This is a genomic window from Amycolatopsis sp. NPDC059027, assembly GCF_042739735.1.
Lineage (GTDB): Bacteria > Actinomycetota > Actinomycetes > Mycobacteriales > Pseudonocardiaceae > Amycolatopsis.
Map to the genome: position 1 here is coordinate 1 of NZ_JBHYIK010000016.1, position 18401 is coordinate 18401.

Sequence of the window (18401 nt, forward strand, 5' to 3'; positions counted from 1 at the left end):
CCTTACGGGCGTCTGACGCCCGTAAGGTGGCCTTAACGGCATCCGGGGAAGGTGCCCAGGATGCGGGTTTCGATGCCGTCGAGGATGGTGTCGAGGCCGAACGCGAGAGCGTGTTCGGGGTCCTGGGCCGCATTGAAGTGCGCACCGACAGCACCGCCGACGCGGGCGGACAGGACGAGGTCGTCGTCGGTCATGACCTGTTCGAGGACCGGGGCGACGACACTCCACCATTCGGCGTCGGACATCCCGGAGTCGGCTTGGGCCCGCGAGGTGCTCCGGTGCGCGCGGGCGGCACTGTCGACGTGGCCGAGCACCAGGGTCAGCGCGGCGTCCATCTCGACGTCGGACAGGCCTATGCCATCGAGTGGACGCAGCTCGGTTTCGTACTTCCGGCTGATGTTCGGCCCGAGGTTCGGGCGGGACGCGCGGATGTCGAGCAGCCACGGATGCCGCTGGTAGAGGGACCAGTTCCGCTCGGCGACGAACTTCATCGCCGCACGCCAGCCGCCGGCGCGGGTCGCGGCCTCGACGTCGTTGCCGTACAGCTCGCCGAGGACCGAGTCGACCATGAGCGTGGTGAGCTCGTCCTTGCCGGGAACGTGCCCGTAGAGCGACATCGCGCCGACACCCAGGTGGTCGGCGACCTTGCGCATCGAGACGGCGTCGAGCCCGTCGGCGTCGGCGATTTCGATACCGGCGGCCACGATCGCCGGCACGGTGAGACCGGAGCGGCCGGGAGCGGGATGGTGCCCCCACAGCAGGTAGATGCCGCGCGTCAGATCCGACACCGAGGAACGTCGGCTCACCCGCGATCTCCTTCCCGACCCGGCGGACCATCGCCTTGTCACTGCCGTACACCGTACCGTACAGTTCTGTGGTACGCCGTACGGTACGGCGTACCACAACGTCCGCCGAGGGGACTCACGAATGGCCCACGAGATGACCGTGCCGCTGCTGCCCTGCCGGTCCATCGACGAGATCGCCGAGTTCTACGAAATGCTCGGTTTCACCCAGACCTACTACCAGGCCCGCCCCTACACGTGCGTGTCGCTGAAGCGCGAGGACATTCAACTGCAGTTCTTCGGCATGCCCGGTTTCAACCCCGAAGACTCCTACGGAAGCTGCCTGGTGATCGTGCCCGACACCGGCGAGCTGTTCCGCGCCTTCGCCGACGGGATGCGCGCGGTCCACGGCAAGCTGCTCGTCTCCGGGATTCCGCGGATGACCAGGCCACGCAAGCGAAAGAACGCCGGGAACCTGTCCGGATTCACCGTCGTCGATCCCGGTGGGAACTGGATCAGGATCTTCGCCGCCAAGGCGGACCCCACCGACGAGGCCCCGGGGAAGCTCGCCGCGTCCCTGCGCAGCGCCGTGGTCATGGGCGACTCCAAAGGCTCCGACGAGCAGGCCGCCCTGATCCTGGACAACGGTCTCCGCCGCCACCAGGAGACCGCGACGCCGGTCGATCTGCTCGAAGCGCTGGCCTACCGCACCGAACTCGCCGTGCGCACCGGCGACCCGGCCGCCGCCCGCGATTTTCTCACCCGGGCGGCCGAAGTCCCCCTCACCGACGCCGAGCGGTCCGCCGTCGCCATCACGCTCGCGAGCCTTCACGACCTCGCGGCCACGCTGCCCTGACATCCGTCGCGGCGGCCGCGCAACGGCGCCACCACACTGGGCCGCGCGGACGTCGAGGCGACACGGAACCTGATCGAACGGTTCCTCGCCGGGGGACGGCAGCGGCGTCCGCTGCCGACTCACGAGGCGGCGGATACGGTGAGCGGGTGACGATCACCGGGTTCTTCTCCTCCTTCGAGTCGGGTGATCCGCAGCCAGTGGACCCGGCCCTGCGCGTCGGCGCCGGGCCGCAACACTCCCCGACCGCGAAGACCGGCGTCGGCTACACCGGCTTTCGCGCACTCCGCTACTCCGGCACCACCTGGGCGACACTGTTCGATCTCGACGTCGAGATCACCGAGCACAGTGAACTGTCCTATGTGGTCTTCCCGGAGCCGGACGACGGCCCGGGTTACCGCAGTACCTACGTCGCGCTCGACGTCGAGTTCGAGGACGGCTCCACGGCCGGGTTCTCGGCCACCGAGCAGGGCGAGGAAAAAACGCTCTACGTCGGTCAGTGGAATCTCGTCCGCCATCGCCTCGGCGCCTTCACGGGACGTCGTGCCCGCCGGATCACACTGATGACCGCGCCGCCGCCGGGGGAAGACGAGCCGTGCGGCTGGCTCGACGACGTCCGCATCGCCGAGCGCGTGATCGAGCCGCGTGAGCAGGTCGAGCACGTCCGCACGACCCGCGGCACGCACTCCAGCGGCGAGTTCTCGCGGGGCAACACCTTCCCTGCGACGGCGGTGCCGCACGGATTCAACTTCTGGACCCCGGTCACCGACGCCGGCGCCACGAACTGGATCTACTCCTACCACCGGCACAACACGTCCGAGAACCGCCCGGCGCTGCAGGCCTTCGCGCTCAGCCACCAGCCGAGCCCGTGGATGGGCGACCGCCATACCTTCCAGGTCATGCCGGGAATCGGCGCGGTCGAACCCCGCCGGGCGCGGCGCGCGCTCACGTTCTCCCACGACGAGGAGATCGACCGGCCTCATCACTACGGCGTCCGGTTCGACAACGGCGTCACCGCCGACCTCGCCCCCACCGAGCACGCCGCGATCCTCCGCTTCACCTTTCCCGGCGAGCATGGCTGGCTGCTGTTCGACAACGCCCGCAACCGCGGCGGCCTCCGCCTGCACCCGGCGACCGGCGTCGTCACCGGGCACACGTGGGTGCGCAGCAGGCTCTCGACCGGCGCGCGCCGCATGTTCGTCTACGCCGAGACCGACGTCCCCGTCCGCCACGGCGGCAAGATCCGCCGCCCGCCCTGGCGGACCGTCACCGGCTATCTGGAGTTCGACGCGCCCGCGGTGACGCTGCGGATAGCGACCTCGCTGATCAGTCTCAAGCAGGCCAAGCGCAATCTCGCGTTGGAAATCCCCGCCGGGACGACGTTCGAGCACGTCCGTGACCAGGCCCGCGCGCAGTGGCAGGAGTTGCTCGGCCGCGTCGAGATCGAAGGCGCTACCGAAGATCAGCTCACGACGTTCTACTCGAACCTCTACCGCCTGTTCCTCTATCCGAACATCGCGCACGAGAACACTCCGAACGGGATCCGCCACGCCAGCCCGGTCATCCGCCGCCTGCTGCCCAGCACCCGGACCCGCACCGGCGCGAAGATCGTCGACGGCGAAATGTACGTCAACAACGGCTTCTGGGACACCTACCGCACCACCTGGCCCGCCTACGCCCTGCTCACGCCCCGCCACTGCGGCCGGATGATCGACGGGTTCGTCCAGCAGTACCGCGAAGGCGGCTGGATCTCCCGGTGGTCCTCCCCCGGCTACGCCAACCTCATGACCGGCACCAGCTCCGACGTCGCCTTCGCCGACGCCTACCTCAAGGGCGTCCGCGGCTTCGACGTCGAAACCGCCTACGACGCGGCCGTGAAGAACGCCACGGTCACCCCGCCGGCCCAGGCAGTCGGCCGCAAGGGACTCGATCGCTCGATTTTCCTCGGCTACACGCCCACGTCCGTCCACGAAGGACTGTCATGGGCGCTCGAAGGCTGCGTCAACGACTTCGGCCTCGCCAACCTCTCCGACGCCCTCGCCCGCGAAAGCGAAGGACACCGCGCTCGCGTGTACGCCGACAACGCGGCCTACTTCCGCCAGCGCGCCCAGCAGTACGTCAACCACTTCGACCCGGAGATCGGCTTCTTCCAGGGACGCAACCGCGACGGCACCCGCCACTTCCCCGCCCACGGCTACGACCCCGAGGCCTGGGGTGGCGACTTCACCGAAACCAACTCCTGGAACACCGCCTTCTCGGTACCCCACGACGGCCCCGGCCTCGCCGCGCTCCACGGTGGACACGCCGCGCTCGAAGCCAAGCTCGACACCTTCTTCGCCACGCCCGAGACCGGCCGCAAACCCGGCTCGTACGGCGGGATCATCCACGAGATGACCGAGGCCCGCGACGTCCGCATGGGCCAGTACGGCCACTCCAACCAGCCGTCCCACCACATCCCGTACGTCTACAACCTCGCCGGGGCGCCCGCGAAAACCCAGCGCGTCGTCCGCGAGATCCTCCGGCGGCTCTACCTCGGCAGCGACCTCGGCCAGGGCTACTGCGGGGACGAAGACAACGGCGAGATGTCCGCGTGGTACGTCTTCAGCGCACTCGGCTTCTACCCGCTCGCGGTCGGCAGCCCGCGCTACGCCCTCGGCGCCCCCCTGTTCCGCACCGTCACCATCCACCTCGAAAACGGGAAGGACCTCGTCATCCGCGCCCCCGGCAACACCGCGGACACCTGCTACGTCAGCGGCCTCACCCTCGACGGCGAACCCTGCGACACCACCACCGTCGCCCACGCCGCCCTCACCCGCGGCGCCGTCCTCGAGTTCGACCTCACCACCTCTCCCACCGGCTGGGGACGGCCACCCGCACCCCCTGCCACTCCTGCCCCGCTGACCGACCTCACCGGCACCGCCCGCTCCGCACACGGCGACACCACGCCATTGTTCGACAACACCTCCCGCACCGAGACGACCTTCCGCACCGCCACCCCGACTATCGCATTCACCCCCGACAATCCCGGACACGAACTCGTCATGTACACGCTCACCTCCGGTGTCGGCGCGGGAGATCCCCGTGCCTGGGTCCTCGAAGGCTCACCGGACGGCGACCACTGGACCACTCTCGACGAACGTCGCGACGAACTGTTCCGCTGGCGCCGCCAGACCCGGCCGTTCGTCCTCGGCACCCCCGCCACACACCCGCACTACCGGCTGCGCGTCACCGCCGCGACCCGGCGTCATGTCAGCCTCGCCCAGTGGGAGCTTCTCGCCCGATGATCAGAAATCTCCACGACCGAATCACCGCGTCCGACCCCGGCCTGGTCCGTCTCCGCGTCGGCCTGTCCGCCGTGCTGGGCATCGTCATCGCGATCCTCGCCCTGCTGCCGGTCCACCTGCCGCTGACGATCATGCTCGTCGGTGCCATCTCCGCGATGACGACCGCGTTCACCGTCAACGACACCACCCCCGGAGCCCAGGCCGTCACCCTTGGACTGGCCTGGGTCACCGGCGCCGCCACCGTCACCATCGCCAGCCTCGGCGCGACCCTGCCGCCGCTCAACAGCGTCCTCATCGTCGTGCTGATCTTCTTCGCCGTCTACGCCCAGCGCTTCGGGCCCCGCGGCATCGCGCTCGGCTCGGTCGGCTTCTTCCTGTTCTTCTTCGCGATGTTCCTGCAGACCCACATCAAGCAGGTCCCCGAAGTCCTGCTCGCGCTCACCGTGGGCATCGCCGCCAACGCCCTGGTCCGGTTCGTCATCCTGCGCCGCAACGCCGACGCCGAACTCCTCCGCGTCCGCCGCGCCTTCCGCGCCCGGCTCGCCACCGTCATCCGCGGCTGCGAGGCCTATCTCGCTGTCGACGGCAGCGACCGCACCAGGAAGCAACTGCGCACCGCCTACAACCGCCTGCACGAATGCGTCCTGCTCATCGAGGACTCCGCACCCGACGTCGTCGGCGAAGAGGTCGCCGGCCGGCTGCGCCGGCGCGCCATCGAAGTCGAACTCGCCGTCCAGTGGCTCGTCATCACCGTCCAGCGCACCTGCAGCAAGGACCTCGCCGAGGAAACCCGCGACGACCTCATCGCCCGCCTGGCCCGGTTCCGCGCGCTGATGGAACGCGACCCTCGCGAACTCCCGCTGATCAGCCAGACCGGCGAGTACAGCCGCATGCTCGTCGAAGGCAGCCGCATCGACGAACGCGCCAAACCCGGTGACGGCGTCCGCCGCGCCATCGCCGAACTCGCCCTCGCCGACGACCGCGCCCAGCGCGCCGCCGAGCGAGAAGCCACTTTGGACAGTCCGTACGACCCTGACGAAGCCGAGGAACCCACCCCGGCCTTCGCCTACGACAACCGCACCCGCAGCGCCATCCAGGCCGTCATCGGCGGCGGGCTCGCCGTGCTCGGCGGCGAACTCGTCTCCCACCAACGCTGGTACTGGGCCGTGCTCACCGTGTTCGTGGTGTTCATCGGCACCTCGTCGTCCGGCGCCACCTTCGTCAAGGGCGCCCGGCGTGTCGGCGGCACCCTCATCGGCATCTTCGGCGGCATGCTGCTCGCCCTGCTCGTCGGCGGCAACCTCCCCGCCACCCTCACGCTGATCCTGGTGTGCGTGTTCGGCATGGTCTACACCTCCCGCGTGTCCCAGGTGGTGATGTCCTTCTTCATCACCTGCATGCTCGGCCTGCTCTACAGCCTGCTCGGCACGTTCAGCCTCGAAGTGCTGTGGATCCGCGTCGCCGAAACCGCCGTCGGCGCGACCGCGGGCATCCTCGCCGCGCTCGTCATCCTCCCGGTCCGCACCCGCTCGGTCATGCTCGACGACATCGGCACCGTCCTCGACGACCTCCACGAGTTCCTCGAAAAGACCGAGAAACTGTTGTCGGGCGAGGAGAACGTCAACATCGTCGAACTGTCCCGCGACATCGACCGCGACGTCGACACCCTGCGCACCACGGTCGAACCGCTCACCCACCCCGTCAACCTGCACAGCGCCCGCCGCGACTACGGCTGGCACGTCCTCACCACGGCCGAGACCATCGCCTTCCGCGCCCGCCACGTCGCCGCGCGCGCCGAGCCCGGCCAGCTCACGGGCCCCGTCGCCGACCGGCTGAAACTGTTCACCGGACGCCTGCTCGCCAACATCGACAAGATCCACGAAGCCGTCGGCGAACCGGGAAAGACGGTCCACCCCCTCATCCGCGACGACGGCACCCCGGTGGCCGACCGGATCGACCACGCCGAGACCCGCGCCGTGCTCTCCAGCCTCAGCCACCTCGACGAAGGACTGATCGCCCTCGGCCGGGCCTTCGGCGTCGAGGCCAAGAACCCGTGAGCTCCGCCCTCAAGAGCGTCCGAACAGCGTGACCACGCTGTTCGGCGCCTCCTGGCCGAAGAAGGTCTCGAGATTGTGCGCCGATTGGGCGGCGACCTCGCGGCTGCGCGGGAAAAGCCGCTTCTCATAGGCGGCGAGCGCAGACTCGACGTCAGGCTGCCCGGCCAGCTCGCGCGCCAGGTCGGCGCCGTCGTACATGGCGAGGTTGGCGCCTTCGCCGGCGAAGGGCGACATCAAGTGCGCGGCGTCGCCGACGAGCGTCACGCCCGGCACCCGGTCCCAGCTGATCCCGACAGGGAGCGCGTGGATCGGCCGGAGCCACGGCTCCGCGTCGCTGCCTGTCACGAACGCGGTGAGCAGCGGCGACCAGCCATCGAACTCGTGGACGAGGCGGCGGAGACCGGCGGCCGGGTCACCGAAGTCGATCGACCGCATCCACTCCTCGGGTTTGTTCAGTGCTACGTAACCGCGCACACCGCCGTCCGCGTCGCGGTGGGCGATGATGCCCTGGCCCGGTGCGACCGCCATCAGTGTGCCGCTGCCGATCGCGGCCACGCTGGCCTGGTGGTCCTGGCCGCCCGAGGCGAGGGCGATCTCGACGAAGCAGGTGCCGCTGTAGCGCGGCTCGGCCTGGGTGAGCAGCGGCCGGACCTTCGACCAGGCGCCGTCCGCGCCGACGACGACGTCGGCGTGGACGGTGGAACCCGCCGTGAAGGTGAGGTCGAAGCCGCCCGTCGGGTGGTGCCGGAGCGCGGTGAGCTTGTGGCCCCAGTGGATGGTCCCGGGGGCGAGCGAGTCGATGAGCAGGCGGCGGAGTTCGCCGCGATCCACCTCGGGGCGGGCCGAACGGGGGTCCGCGGGCCGGTCGAGCAGGATCGTGCCGTGGCGGTCGACGACGCGCTTGGCGTCCTCGCCTGGCCGGACCAGGGCGCGGAACTCGTCGTACAAGCCCGCCGCGTGGAGCGCGACCTGCCCGGTTTCTTCGTGGATGTCGAGCAGGCCGCCCTGGGTGCGCGCCGTCGCCGACGCCTCACCCTCGTAGATCGTTGCGGCGACGCCGTGGGCTTGGAGGACCCGTGCGAGCGTCAGCCCGCCCAGTCCCGCTCCGACGATGGTGACGGTCTTCTGCATGGTGCGCTCCTCGGTTGCGGTCGACACCGGGAGCGGGCGGGACGCCCGATCTCGGCACGGAGACGCTCACCGATAGGAACCATCCTGCATCGATGTGTGCGCGATGTCCGGCGAGCAACGCCGCGGGACATCGTTTTTCGCGACACCACGAATCTTACCTGGCTTCGGATTCCACGGCGACCGCTACCAGGGATAGGTGGCCTGGAGAGTGGCTGAGACGGGGGTGAGGTCGGCGGTGAGGTGGTCGAGTTCGGCAGGGCTCAGCGCGTTGTACGGCGCCTCCGCGAGCCGGTCGGTCATTGCCTCGACTCGTTCCTTCGTGGCGCGGCCGGCAGGGGTGAGCCAGCCGTCGGTCCCGACGAGACCGCGGGCACGCATGCCGTCGATGACCGCGGTCAGCTGCGCGGCGGGGAGATGATGGACCCGGCCGAACTCCTGCGCAGGCATGTCGACGGACAGGGCGTGGAGTACGTGGGCCTCCGTCCCGCCAACGCCCTCGGCCACCAACGCGACGGTGTGGCCGTCGCCGCGATGCTCGCGGAGCAGAGTGGCCGCGTGCCACAGCCGGGCCATCGGCTCCTGCGGTACCGGGAGCGCGCGAAGCGCGGCATAGAGCGCGCGACCCTCCACCGGTGCACTGGTCGCCGCTCGCAGCAGGAGATCGGCGGCGCGCGCGATGGCGGGGCCGTCGGCGAGGTCACCGAGGATCCGCCGCATCGCCGCGACGCAGCCTCGCTCACGAGCGGCCAGTGCCGCTTCGGGTGTGGTCAGGTTCCAGACGTGGGGGATGTGGCGTGCTACTTCGCCGGGGGCGAAGTTGTAGAAGACGGCGTGGATGACTTCGGCGGGCGTGGAGCGGCCGAGGGGTGCGGCTCGTCCGGCGAAGTAGGCGTCCCACTGGTTGCGCAGGCCCAGCGCCATCAGGTCGTCGTCGGAGCCCTCGGCGAGGTAGGGCACCAGACCGATCGGCTCGATCAGGTCGTACATGCGGCGGGCGACGGGTTCCGGGTGCGACATCTCGTCTCCTGTGCTCGTGGCGGCGCCCTCGTGGCGGCCGCTCACCCACTCCACGAACGGCTCACCCAGGATCCGACACCAAGAGCTTTGCCAATCTGGTCGGGCGCCCGTCGACCACGCCGGAGTCAGGCCGCAGCGGGAGTGACACTCGCCGAGACCTCGGCGAGCAGGCGTCCGATGTTCTCGTTCCAGCGTGAGCACAGGACGAGGTCACGGGCTGGGTCGACCCACAACAGATGCCTGCCCCCGTTCCCCCGGGCACCGCGCCCGGTCCGCGGCGCCATCGGCCAGGGCTTGCGCTCGTCGTTCAACCACCACAGGTAGCCGTACTCGGGTTTGACCTCGCACGGCGACCACGAACGCCGGATCCACTCAGCACTGATCAGCTGCCGCTCGCCGGCCCTGCCGCCGTCGAGATACAGCTGGCCGAGCAGTGCGAAATCGGCGGCGGAAACGAACAGGCCGCCGCCCCAGTGCGCGCCGCCGCTCACCACCGCGACCGAGGTGCCATTCACGTCGACGAACGAATTGCGATAGCCGTGCCAGGACCAGGTCGATGACGCGCCGAGCGGGCTCATCACGGTGTCTCGCAATACGTCTTCGAGCGAACGCCCCAGCAGCACGGTGAGAGCGTAGGTGAGCAGGTTCATCCGGACGTCGTTGTAGGCCCAGCCCTCCCCTGGCGGAGTCCCATGGACCTCGGTGCCCTCACGGAAGCTCTGCAAGTCAGCCGAAGTCGGCTTGGTCCAGAGCGTGCCCTCCCACTGGCTCGTCTGCTGGAGCAAGTGTTCCCAGGTGATGTCCCGTGCCGCGCCCTCGGCGAACTCGGGCAGGCCGAGGACGTCGTGTACCGCCTGATGAGGTACCAGCAGTTCGGCATCGTATGCGGCTCCGGCCACCACGGACGCGACACTCTTCGTGGCGCTGAACGCCATTTCGGGCCCCGAAGGGTCACCCCAGGTGGCAACCTCTCTGCCACCGAAACGGACCACGCCGCTACCACCGGCCGCGTCGAGCAACGGCCCGATGACCTCGGTGTGACTGGCGTCGGCTACCTGAGTCGCCAGATAGCTTTCCATGTCGCGCGCGGCTTCGGTCCAGGTGCACGTGGTGGTCTCGATCGCCCGGCTCAGCCTGGCCTGATCCAGAACAGCCCCAGAAGCGCTCGTGATGATGTCCGGCCCCGCCACCACCGACCCCCTATCCGACCCTCGCCCGCTCGCGCATCCGGCGGCGAGCCACCACGAGCACGAGCACCACTTCCACCGCGGTCACGACCACACCGAGGAGCACCGCCGTGGTGTTGCCCGACTGCGTCCGCTCGATCATCTGCTGGTAGTCGAAGACGTCCGTGTCACCCCTGCCCGAGGAGACCTGGCAGACGTCGCCGGGGCTCATCACCCGGCCCTCGCAACTGGGCGAAGCGCCGCTGTCCACGAGGCTCGTGACCAGCAGGAACGGCCCCAGCAACACGGCCAGCCCGAACAGCACCACCGCGACCACGAGCACCAGGGCGTTGTCCCGGACCCGCTTGAGCACCTCCGCGCCGCTCCCCGGTCTCAGACCACGCACCAGCAGGTCCCGGTTCCGATCGACGTACGCGGTCGCCGCACCGTCCACTGTGGAGCCGGACGGGATCTCGAACACGAGCCAGGTGTCGGGCGGGCACCGCACCACGACCGGCGCCCCCGGCCGGACCGCCCGCAGCATGGGCGCGGCCTTAGCCGCGGGCGCGTCCGGCAACGCGCCGTCCAGATGACGTTGCAGATGCGCACGGGCCTGCTCCTGCGTGGGGAACGCCTCGAAGTACGGGATCACTTCCAGACCGTCTTCACGACGGCTGCTGGTGTAGACCCACATCCAGCCCCACGCCGACTCCTGTCCCGCCATCCGCGCCCCGATTCAGTTGTGGACACCCTGTTCGCGGCGAGACGCTAATGACGGCCGATGAAATCGCGATGAAACCGTCCACCGTCGCGACGTGATCGGTAAACGCGGCACGCTCTGCCGGATGCCCACGGATCTACCCTGGCAACACGCGAGCCGTCATCTTAGCCCTGCATCCGCTCGTATTCACTCGCGTACCGCGCGAGCCGGTGAGCCGTCTCAGCCTCGCTGAGCGCCCCCTGCTCCAAGCTTGAGGAGACCTCGTAGAAGGCTTCCACCGCAGGCCGATGGTCGATGAACAAGGCAGCCACGTACACATCGATGTAGGTAAGCGCCGGATGATCGTCGTAGTCCATCAGCCGGAACGGGGTCGGGAACGCTCGGAATCGCGGCAAGGACTCGGGCACGAGCCTGACGGTGCAGCACGGCAGGTTCATCGCCAGCGTCAGGTACTGCACCTGCTCGTGCATCACCGCCGGACCGCCGACCCCTTCCCGGATCGCACGCTCATGCACGTAGAAGGTGCAGTGCGGCGGGTTCCGTTTCTCGAGCAGGTTCTGCCGGTCCATCCGTGCGCCGACCAGCCGGTCGATCCGGTCCGTCGCGACTGCCTGGCCCGCCTCGAAAACCGCACGTGCGTAGCTTTCGGTCTGCAGAAGACCGGGGATGGTCATCGGCTCGTAGTTGATGATCGCCTGGGCCAGGTTCTCCTGGATGATCAGCGACTTCAGCGGGTCGACCAGGCTGTCGAAGTACGGCCGCACCCAGTACAGATCGCCGTTCGGCACCGCCGTCAGGTCGATGATGCGCTCGCGTTCGGCTCTCGGCGCGCCGCAGATGGCCAGATACACGGCCGCGTCGGTGGACGAGATCGCCCGGCGGCCGTTCTCGTAGAAGGAGAGACTCGACAACGGCAGGCCCGTCTGTCGCGAAAGCTCCCGGCAGGTCAGCTCGTTGGACTCGCGCCAGGTCCTCAGTTCGAACCCGACTTCCCGGTACCGCGCAGTGGATGGATCGCTCATGGAAGGGACGCTAGAGCGGCTCCGCCACGCCGGGCGCCAAGCCACGCGCGGATTCACCGCAAGGGAGTGCGGTGTCTCCGGCCCGGAACACGGCGGACTCGTGAGCGCCAAGGGGGTGAGCGCTCACGAGTCCGGAGTCACACGCTGTTACGGGCAGTTCTTCCAGGCGAAGTGGTAGATGGTCTTGATGCTGCCGTCCGTCGAGTCCATCGTCAGGAAGCTCGTCGTCTTGTTCGGATCGGAGCTTCCGGCATTCACCCGCAACTCCGTGTTGATGTTGAGGTTCCGCTCCTCACCACACGGCTTGAAGACGATCGCGCCGACATCCGTCGAATCCCGGAACTGCCAGTCGTCCTCGAAGAATCCCTTGATCGGATGATTCACGTATGCCGTCGGCGAGTTGCCCTGGAAATAGTAGTTCGCTCGTTCGAGCCCGGACGCACCGGATTCGAGATGCGCGAAACCACGGTAATCCGCCGCGGCGATTCCATAGGTGAATCCCTGCGGCACGTGGACACGTAGGTTGATCTGACAATTCTTGCGGAAGTCCGTTGGCGACGAACCGACACCGACCTGGGCCGTGTATTCGCTGTAGGTCACCGTGAACGCCGTGTTGTCGCTCGCCACCGCGACCGCGGCCGAGTTGGGCGGGCAGCCGCTACCGTTCACGGTCGCGACGTCGATGATAATCCTGTCCGGCGGAGGATTCGTCGGCCACGAATGCGGCGTCGGCGAAGCGACCGATGAAAGCGCTAAAAGGGCAGCGGCCATCGTAGTAAGCATGGGGTTCCTTCCCCTTACTTCCGATGTGGGCGGGGGTGTCGACAGGGTAGCGCAACCGCTACCTTCCGAGGCCCACTGAATGGAGCAACGTAATTACTTAGCTACACGCAGCAAAGTTTTTACCGTATCCTTAACAAAGCCACTGTGGACATTGACCGTTCAACAAAAAATGCGCGAAAAACCCACAGTGACGAACCAATGCACCGAACTGGTCTGGACAGCCCGGCACGAATACAACCCGGCAAACAAGGCAATTGGGGTATCCCATTCACCGCGACGACGTCGCAACGGCCGCCAGGCCAGGCAGCACTCGTCCGCGAACGCACTGGGGCGCGTGGCCACCGGAGACCGGGCACACACGCGTCCCAGCGCCGCTCACTGCTCCGGGCAGGTCTTCCAGGCGAAGTGGTAGATGGTCTTGATGCTGCCGTCGGTCGAGTCCATCGTCACGAAGCTCGTCGTCTTCTTCGGATCCGACGTACCGGCATTCGCCCGCAGCTCCGTGTTGATGTTGAGATTCCGCTCCTCACCACACGGCTTATAGATGATCGCACCGATATCCGTTTGGTCGGTGAACTGCCAGTCGTCCTCCAAGAACCCCTTGAGAGGATGGTCGATAAAGGCAGTCGGCGAGTTGCCCTGGAAATAGTAGTTCGCTCTTTCCAGCCCGGTCGCGCCCGCTTCGAGATGGGCGAAACCACGGTAGTCGGCCTGCGTGATCCCATAGGTGAAGCCCTGTGGAACGTGCACCCTCAGGCTGATCTGACAATTCTTGCGGAAGTCCGTCGGTGACGCCCCAACGCCGACCTTGGCGGTATAGATACTGTAGGTCACGGTGAACGCCGTATTATCCGGCGCCACCGAAACCGCGGCCGACTTGGGCGGGCAACCGGTACCGTTCACAGTAGCGACATCGATGATAATCTTGTCCGGTGGCGGATTCGTCGGCCATGTATGCGGAGCAGCGACCGACGAAATTGCTAAAAGGGCAGCAGCCATCGCAGTAAGCATGGGGTTCCTTCCCCTTACTTCCGTGTGGGCGTAGGCTTCGCCAGAGTAGCGCAAGCAGTACCACGCGACGCCCGCTGTATGGAGTAAAGTCATTCACGCAGGGTCACGCCCCGGTAAATACGTAAGAATTGACAAAAGAATCGACGGGCCGGACCGGGTAGTCACACCTTCGGAACCGTTTTAGAAGTCCCCGCCCGCCGGAGCCCTTCCGCGCCCCGGGGATGAGGCAGTGGCCAAGGAGAGGCGTCGAGGAGTGCCGCCGCGCGAAACCCGATGGATGCCTGTTCGCGAGCCGTGTCCCCATAGGACTCCCGTGCCGATAAGGCCCCCTCGCAGGCACCTGACGCCGTCAAGGTGGCCTTACCGGCATCGACGCGGCGAAGGCATCCTCGCCCACCAGGAACCGTGAGGACGCGGCGGGATCACGGGATCACACGATCCCGTATCCAACTCGATACCCCCTGAACAGCGGTATTAGGCACCGAACGATGAGACGTCAAAGCGTTCGATGCCTCGCCAGTTGCGTTACGGTGCAGCTGTGCCCCACCTCCCGGAAGCCCCCATCGGTGTAGTGCTCGCCCGCACCGCCAAGGTCGTCGGCCGCGCCTTCGACGACGCACTCGCCGCGAAGGGCGGCTCCCAGCCCGTCTGGCAGATCCTCATCACCCTCAAGACCCGCAAGCCGACCACCCAGCGCGATCTCGCCGCGGCCGTCGGGATCCAGGGCGCCACGCTCACCCACCACCTCAACCGGATGGAAAACGACGGACTGGTCACCCGCCGACGTGATCCCGGCAACCGCCGCGTCCACCTCGTCGCCCTCACCGACAAGGGCGAAACCACCTTCCACACCCTCGCCGCCGCGGCCATCGCCCACGACAAACAGCTGCGCGCGGGGCTGTCCGACCGCGAGATCGCCACCCTCGCGGCCCTACTCGCCCGGCTAAGCCGCAATATCGCCGCCCCGGCGAACAGTGACTGGACGCACCCGGACGACGACCGCGCGGGGTACTAGCATCGCGGTACTAGCCAAAGTCGTCTCAAGCTGGAGAAGCGCAATGACCCAAGCCCCCGTCAACGTCACCGTCACCGGTGCGGCCGGACAGATCGGCTACGCGCTGCTGTTCCGCATCGCGTCCGGTCAGCTGCTCGGCACCAACACCCCGGTGAAGCTGCGGCTGCTGGAAATCCCGCAGGCGGTCAAGGCGGCCGAGGGCACCGCGATGGAGCTCGAGGACGGCGCGTTCCCGCTGCTCGCCGGGATCGACATCTTCGACGACCCGAAGCAGGCGTTCGAGGGCACCAACGTGGCCCTGCTGGTCGGCGCGCGTCCCCGCTCCAAGGGTATGGAGCGCGGCGACCTGCTCGAGGCCAACGGCGGCATCTTCAAGCCGCAGGGCGAGGCCATCAACGCCGGCGCCGCCGAGGACATCCGCGTCCTGGTCGTCGGCAACCCGGCCAACACCAACGCTCTCATCGCGCAGCAGCACGCCCCCGACGTCCCGGCGGAGCGCTTCACCGCCATGACCCGCCTCGACCACAACCGCGCGCTCGCGCAGCTGTCGAAGCGGCTCGACGTACCCGTGACCGACATCAAGAAGGTCGCGATCTGGGGCAACCACTCCGCCACCCAGTACCCCTCGATCCAGCACGCCGAGGTCGCCGGCAAGAGCGCCACGGAGGCCGTCAACGACCAGGCCTGGCTGGCCGACACCTTCATCCCGACCGTCGCCAAGCGCGGCGCGGCGATCATCGAGGCCCGCGGCCTGTCCTCGGCCGCCTCCGCCGCGTCGGCCGCCATCGACCACGTCTACACCTGGGTCAACGGCACCGCCGAGGGCGACTGGACCTCCGCGGGCGTCGTCTCGGACGGCTCGTACGGCGTGCCGGAGGGCCTCATTTCCTCCTTCCCGGTCACCGCGAAGAACGGCAAGTACGAGATCGTCCAGGGCCTGGAGATCGACGAGTTCTCCCGTCCCCGCATCGACGCTTCGGTCAACGAGCTGGCCGAGGAGCGCGACGCGGTCAAGAAGCTCGGCCTGATCTGAGGCTGACCACTTCACGGGAGAGGTCCCTTTTGCAGCCACGCGAAAGGGACCTCTCCCTGTCTTTGCTGTTTTGGTGGTGAGTTGCTTGCGTACGCAGGGCTGGTTTTTTCGCTCGCAGCCCTGTGGTATAGGTCGTTATACACTTAGAGGTTTTCGGAACCCGGAGTTCTCACGGAGCCTTGGCTGATCGCGGTGTCGATCTCGGCCTCGCTGTATCCGGCCGAGGTCAGGACGGCTCGGGTGTCCTCCCCCGCTGCCCGCGGTGGGCTGACGGGCTTGCCGGGTGTGCGGCCGAGTTTGACCGGGATCCCCACTCCCCGATAGCCGTCGAGGTCGACGACCATCTCGCGGTGACGTGCCTGAGGGCTGTCCATGGCTTCGGCGACGGTGTGGACGGGTGAAGCGGGTACGCCCCGGCCAAGCAGGCGCGTACCCAGCTCCTCCCCTTTCCAGCAGGCGATCCGGGCGCCGAGGATGCGACGGAGTTCGACGGCGTTGTGCACGCGGTCGGCGTTGGTGGCGAACCGCGAGTCCTCCGCGAGTCCGGGGTCACCGAGGACGTCGGCGAGAGTGGCGAACTGCCGGTCGTTCCCGGCTCCGATGAACAGCAAACCGTCCTGGGTCTCGAAGTTCTGGTACGGCGCGATGGACGGGTGCGCGGAACCGGCGCGGGGCGGGACGACGCCCTCGGCGAGCCAGCTCGCGGAATGCGGGTGCAGCAGGCTGATCGCGGTGTCGAGCAGCGCGCAGTCCACCAGCTGGCCGAGCCCGGAGGTCGCGCGCTCGCGCAGGGCGAGGAGGATCCCGGAGAACGCGAAAAGCCCTGTGACGCTGTCGACGAGCGGAACACCGACCCGCACGGGCGGCCCGTCCGCCTCGCCGCTGACGTACATCAAACCGCCGTACGCCTGGAGCACGGCGTCGTAGCCGGGCATGCCGCCCATCGGCCCTTCGGTGCCGAAACCCGTGATGCGGCAATGGATCAGGCGGGGCCAGCGCTCGCGGATGACGTCGTCCGGGTAACCCCATTTGGCCAGCGTCCCGGCCTTGAAGTTCTCGACGACGACGTCCGCGTCGTCCAGCAGGCGGGCGAGAATTTCGCGGCCGGCGGGCGCGGAGAGATCGAGCACGATGTTCTTCTTGTTGCGGTTCAGGTTCGTGAAGTACGCGCTGGTGCCCTCGCGGACGAACGGCGGGCCCCAGCCGCGGGTCTCGTCCCCGCCCGGCGGCTCGACCTTGATCACTTCGGCGCCGTGGTCGGACAGCATCTGCGTGCAGTACGGGCCGGCCAGAACCCGGGACAGGTCAAGGACTTTCAGCCCGTCCAGCGCCCGGGCCGCCATCAGTAGGACCTCGGGAGCCCGAGGACGTGCTGGGCGACGTAGTTCATGATCATCTCCTGACTGATCGGCGCCAGCCGCAGCAGGCGGGCCTCCCGGAAGTACCGCTCCACGTGATACTCCCGCGCGTAGCCCATGCCGCCATGCGTCTGCACCGCGGCGTCGGCGGCCTGGAAGCCCGCGTCGGCACACAGCCATTTCGCCATGTTGGCCTCCTTGCCGCAGGACAGGCCCTGGTCGTAGCGCCAGGCGGCGTTCCGGGCCATCAGTTCGGCCGCGTCGAGCCGGGTGGCGGCCTCGGCGAGCGGGAACGCTATGCCCTGGTTCCGCCCGATCGGGCGGTCGAAGACGACACGCTCGTTGGCGTACCGGACGGCGCGACGCAAGGCGGCACGCCCGATCCCCAGCGCTTCGTGGGCCAGCAGGATCCGTTCGGGATTGAGACCGTCGAGCAGGTACCGGAAACCCTGCCCCTCCTCCCCCACCCGCGCCGATTCCGGGACACGGAGGTCGTCGATGAACACCTCGTAGCAGTGCACGGCGTTGCGGCCCATCTTCGGGATGGCGCGCAGCTGGACGGCGCCGGACTCGATGTCCACGAGGAACAGCGACATCCCATCGGTGGGCTTTTCGACCTCCTCGCGCCGGGTCGTCCGCGCGATGAGGACCATCTTCTGCGACTGGCCCGCCTTGGTGATGAACACCTTGCGGCCGTTGACGACGTAGGAGTCGCCGTCGCGCCTCGCGAACGTCGTGATCCGCGTGGTGTCGGTCCCGGCGTCGGGTTCGGTGACGCCGAAGCACACGTGCAGCGAACCGTCGACGGCCCGGGGCAGGATCTCGCGGCGCAGCTGTTCGCTGCCGTGTTTGACGACCGTGTTGAGCCCGAAGATCGTCAGGTGCATCGTGCTGCAGCCGTTCATCGCCGCGCCGGAGGCGGCCACCTCTTCGAGGAGCAGCGCGGCCTCGAGGACGCCCAGCCCGCCACCGCCGTACTCCTCGGGGATCGCCATTCCGAGCCAGCCCGCGCCGGCGAAGGCGTTGTAGAACTCGTGCGGGAATTCGCCTCGCTCGTCCTTGTCCGCCCAGTAGTCGTCGGAGAACTTCCCCGCGAGCTCGCGGACCGCGCCGCGGATGAGCTCCTGATCGTCGGTCAGCTGGAAATCCACGACCTCGCCTTCCGATC

15 protein-coding genes are annotated in these 18401 nt (G+C 68.0%); 5 read left to right on the top strand and 10 right to left on the bottom strand.

The window, feature by feature from the left end; all coding sequences use genetic code 11:
- Window positions 1–32 precede the first annotated feature (32 nt).
- Window positions 33–806 (bottom strand): TetR/AcrR family transcriptional regulator, encoded by a 774-nt coding sequence (locus tag ACFWY9_RS13280; RefSeq protein WP_378338957.1) that lies wholly within the window; start codon window positions 804–806, stop codon window positions 33–35.
- A gap of 121 nt (window positions 807–927) precedes the next feature.
- Between ACFWY9_RS13280 and ACFWY9_RS13285 the strand changes: the two genes are divergently transcribed.
- From ACFWY9_RS13285 to ACFWY9_RS13295, 3 genes are all read left to right on the top strand, one after another.
- Window positions 928–1638 carry a hypothetical protein gene (locus tag ACFWY9_RS13285; protein ID WP_378323349.1) on the top strand — a complete coding sequence of 237 codons (711 nt, stop codon included), beginning with the start codon at window positions 928–930 and terminating at the stop codon, window positions 1636–1638.
- A gap of 146 nt (window positions 1639–1784) precedes the next feature.
- Window positions 1785–4919, top strand: a complete 3135-nt coding sequence (locus ACFWY9_RS13290) for a GH92 family glycosyl hydrolase (RefSeq protein WP_378338958.1) — start codon at window positions 1785–1787, stop codon at window positions 4917–4919.
- Complete coding sequence (locus tag ACFWY9_RS13295; RefSeq protein WP_378338959.1) at window positions 4916–6976, top strand: FUSC family protein; 2061 nt, start codon at window positions 4916–4918, stop codon at window positions 6974–6976. The genes ACFWY9_RS13290 and ACFWY9_RS13295 overlap by 4 nt, the downstream gene beginning before the upstream one ends.
- 9 nt (window positions 6977–6985) lie before the next feature.
- On the opposite strand, the gene ACFWY9_RS13300 is transcribed toward ACFWY9_RS13295, so the two are convergent.
- The 7 genes from ACFWY9_RS13300 to ACFWY9_RS13330 all read right to left on the bottom strand — a co-directional run bounded on the left by ACFWY9_RS13300 (window position 6986) and on the right by ACFWY9_RS13330 (window position 13827).
- Window positions 6986–8107, bottom strand: a complete 1122-nt coding sequence (locus ACFWY9_RS13300; protein ID WP_378323353.1) for an FAD-dependent oxidoreductase — start codon at window positions 8105–8107, stop codon at window positions 6986–6988.
- A 183-nt stretch (window positions 8108–8290) separates the two neighbouring features.
- A complete protein-coding gene (locus ACFWY9_RS13305) occupies window positions 8291–9124 on the bottom strand; it encodes a MarR family transcriptional regulator (RefSeq protein WP_378338960.1) in 834 nt (277 codons plus the stop codon).
- Window positions 9125–9249: 125 nt separating this feature from the next.
- Window positions 9250–10314 (bottom strand): serine hydrolase domain-containing protein, encoded by a 1065-nt coding sequence (locus ACFWY9_RS13310; RefSeq protein WP_378338961.1) that lies wholly within the window; start codon window positions 10312–10314, stop codon window positions 9250–9252.
- A gap of 10 nt (window positions 10315–10324) precedes the next feature.
- Entirely contained in the window at window positions 10325–11014 is a 690-nt protein-coding gene (locus ACFWY9_RS13315) for a hypothetical protein (RefSeq protein ID WP_378338962.1), read from the bottom strand.
- A 161-nt stretch (window positions 11015–11175) separates the two neighbouring features.
- Window positions 11176–12033: a helix-turn-helix domain-containing protein gene (locus ACFWY9_RS13320; RefSeq protein ID WP_378323357.1), complete on the bottom strand. Its 858-nt coding sequence runs from the start codon at window positions 12031–12033 to the stop codon at window positions 11176–11178.
- A 147-nt stretch (window positions 12034–12180) separates the two neighbouring features.
- Complete coding sequence (locus ACFWY9_RS13325; RefSeq protein ID WP_378323358.1) at window positions 12181–12816, bottom strand: DUF4360 domain-containing protein; 636 nt, start codon at window positions 12814–12816, stop codon at window positions 12181–12183.
- Window positions 12817–13191: 375 nt separating this feature from the next.
- Complete coding sequence (locus tag ACFWY9_RS13330) at window positions 13192–13827, bottom strand: DUF4360 domain-containing protein (protein WP_378323359.1); 636 nt, start codon at window positions 13825–13827, stop codon at window positions 13192–13194.
- Window positions 13828–14335: 508 nt separating this feature from the next.
- On the opposite strand from ACFWY9_RS13330, the gene ACFWY9_RS13335 reads away from it, so the two are divergent.
- Both ACFWY9_RS13335 and ACFWY9_RS13340 read left to right on the top strand, forming a co-directional pair.
- Window positions 14336–14842, top strand: a complete 507-nt coding sequence (locus tag ACFWY9_RS13335; RefSeq protein ID WP_378338963.1) for a MarR family winged helix-turn-helix transcriptional regulator — start codon at window positions 14336–14338, stop codon at window positions 14840–14842.
- Between the two features lie 43 nt (window positions 14843–14885).
- Entirely contained in the window at window positions 14886–15875 is a 990-nt protein-coding gene (locus ACFWY9_RS13340; protein WP_378323362.1) for a malate dehydrogenase, read from the top strand.
- A gap of 143 nt (window positions 15876–16018) precedes the next feature.
- Here the strand turns inward: ACFWY9_RS13340 and ACFWY9_RS13345 are convergent, their stop codons facing one another.
- Together ACFWY9_RS13345 and ACFWY9_RS13350 are read right to left on the bottom strand one after the other, a co-directional pair.
- Entirely contained in the window at window positions 16019–17218 is a 1200-nt protein-coding gene (locus ACFWY9_RS13345) for a CaiB/BaiF CoA transferase family protein (RefSeq protein WP_378338964.1), read from the bottom strand.
- On the bottom strand, window positions 17218–18384 hold the full coding sequence (locus ACFWY9_RS13350; RefSeq protein WP_378338965.1) for an acyl-CoA dehydrogenase family protein: 1167 nt from the start codon (window positions 18382–18384) through the stop codon (window positions 17218–17220). The genes ACFWY9_RS13345 and ACFWY9_RS13350 overlap by 1 nt, the downstream gene beginning before the upstream one ends.
- Window positions 18385–18401 lie beyond the last annotated feature (17 nt).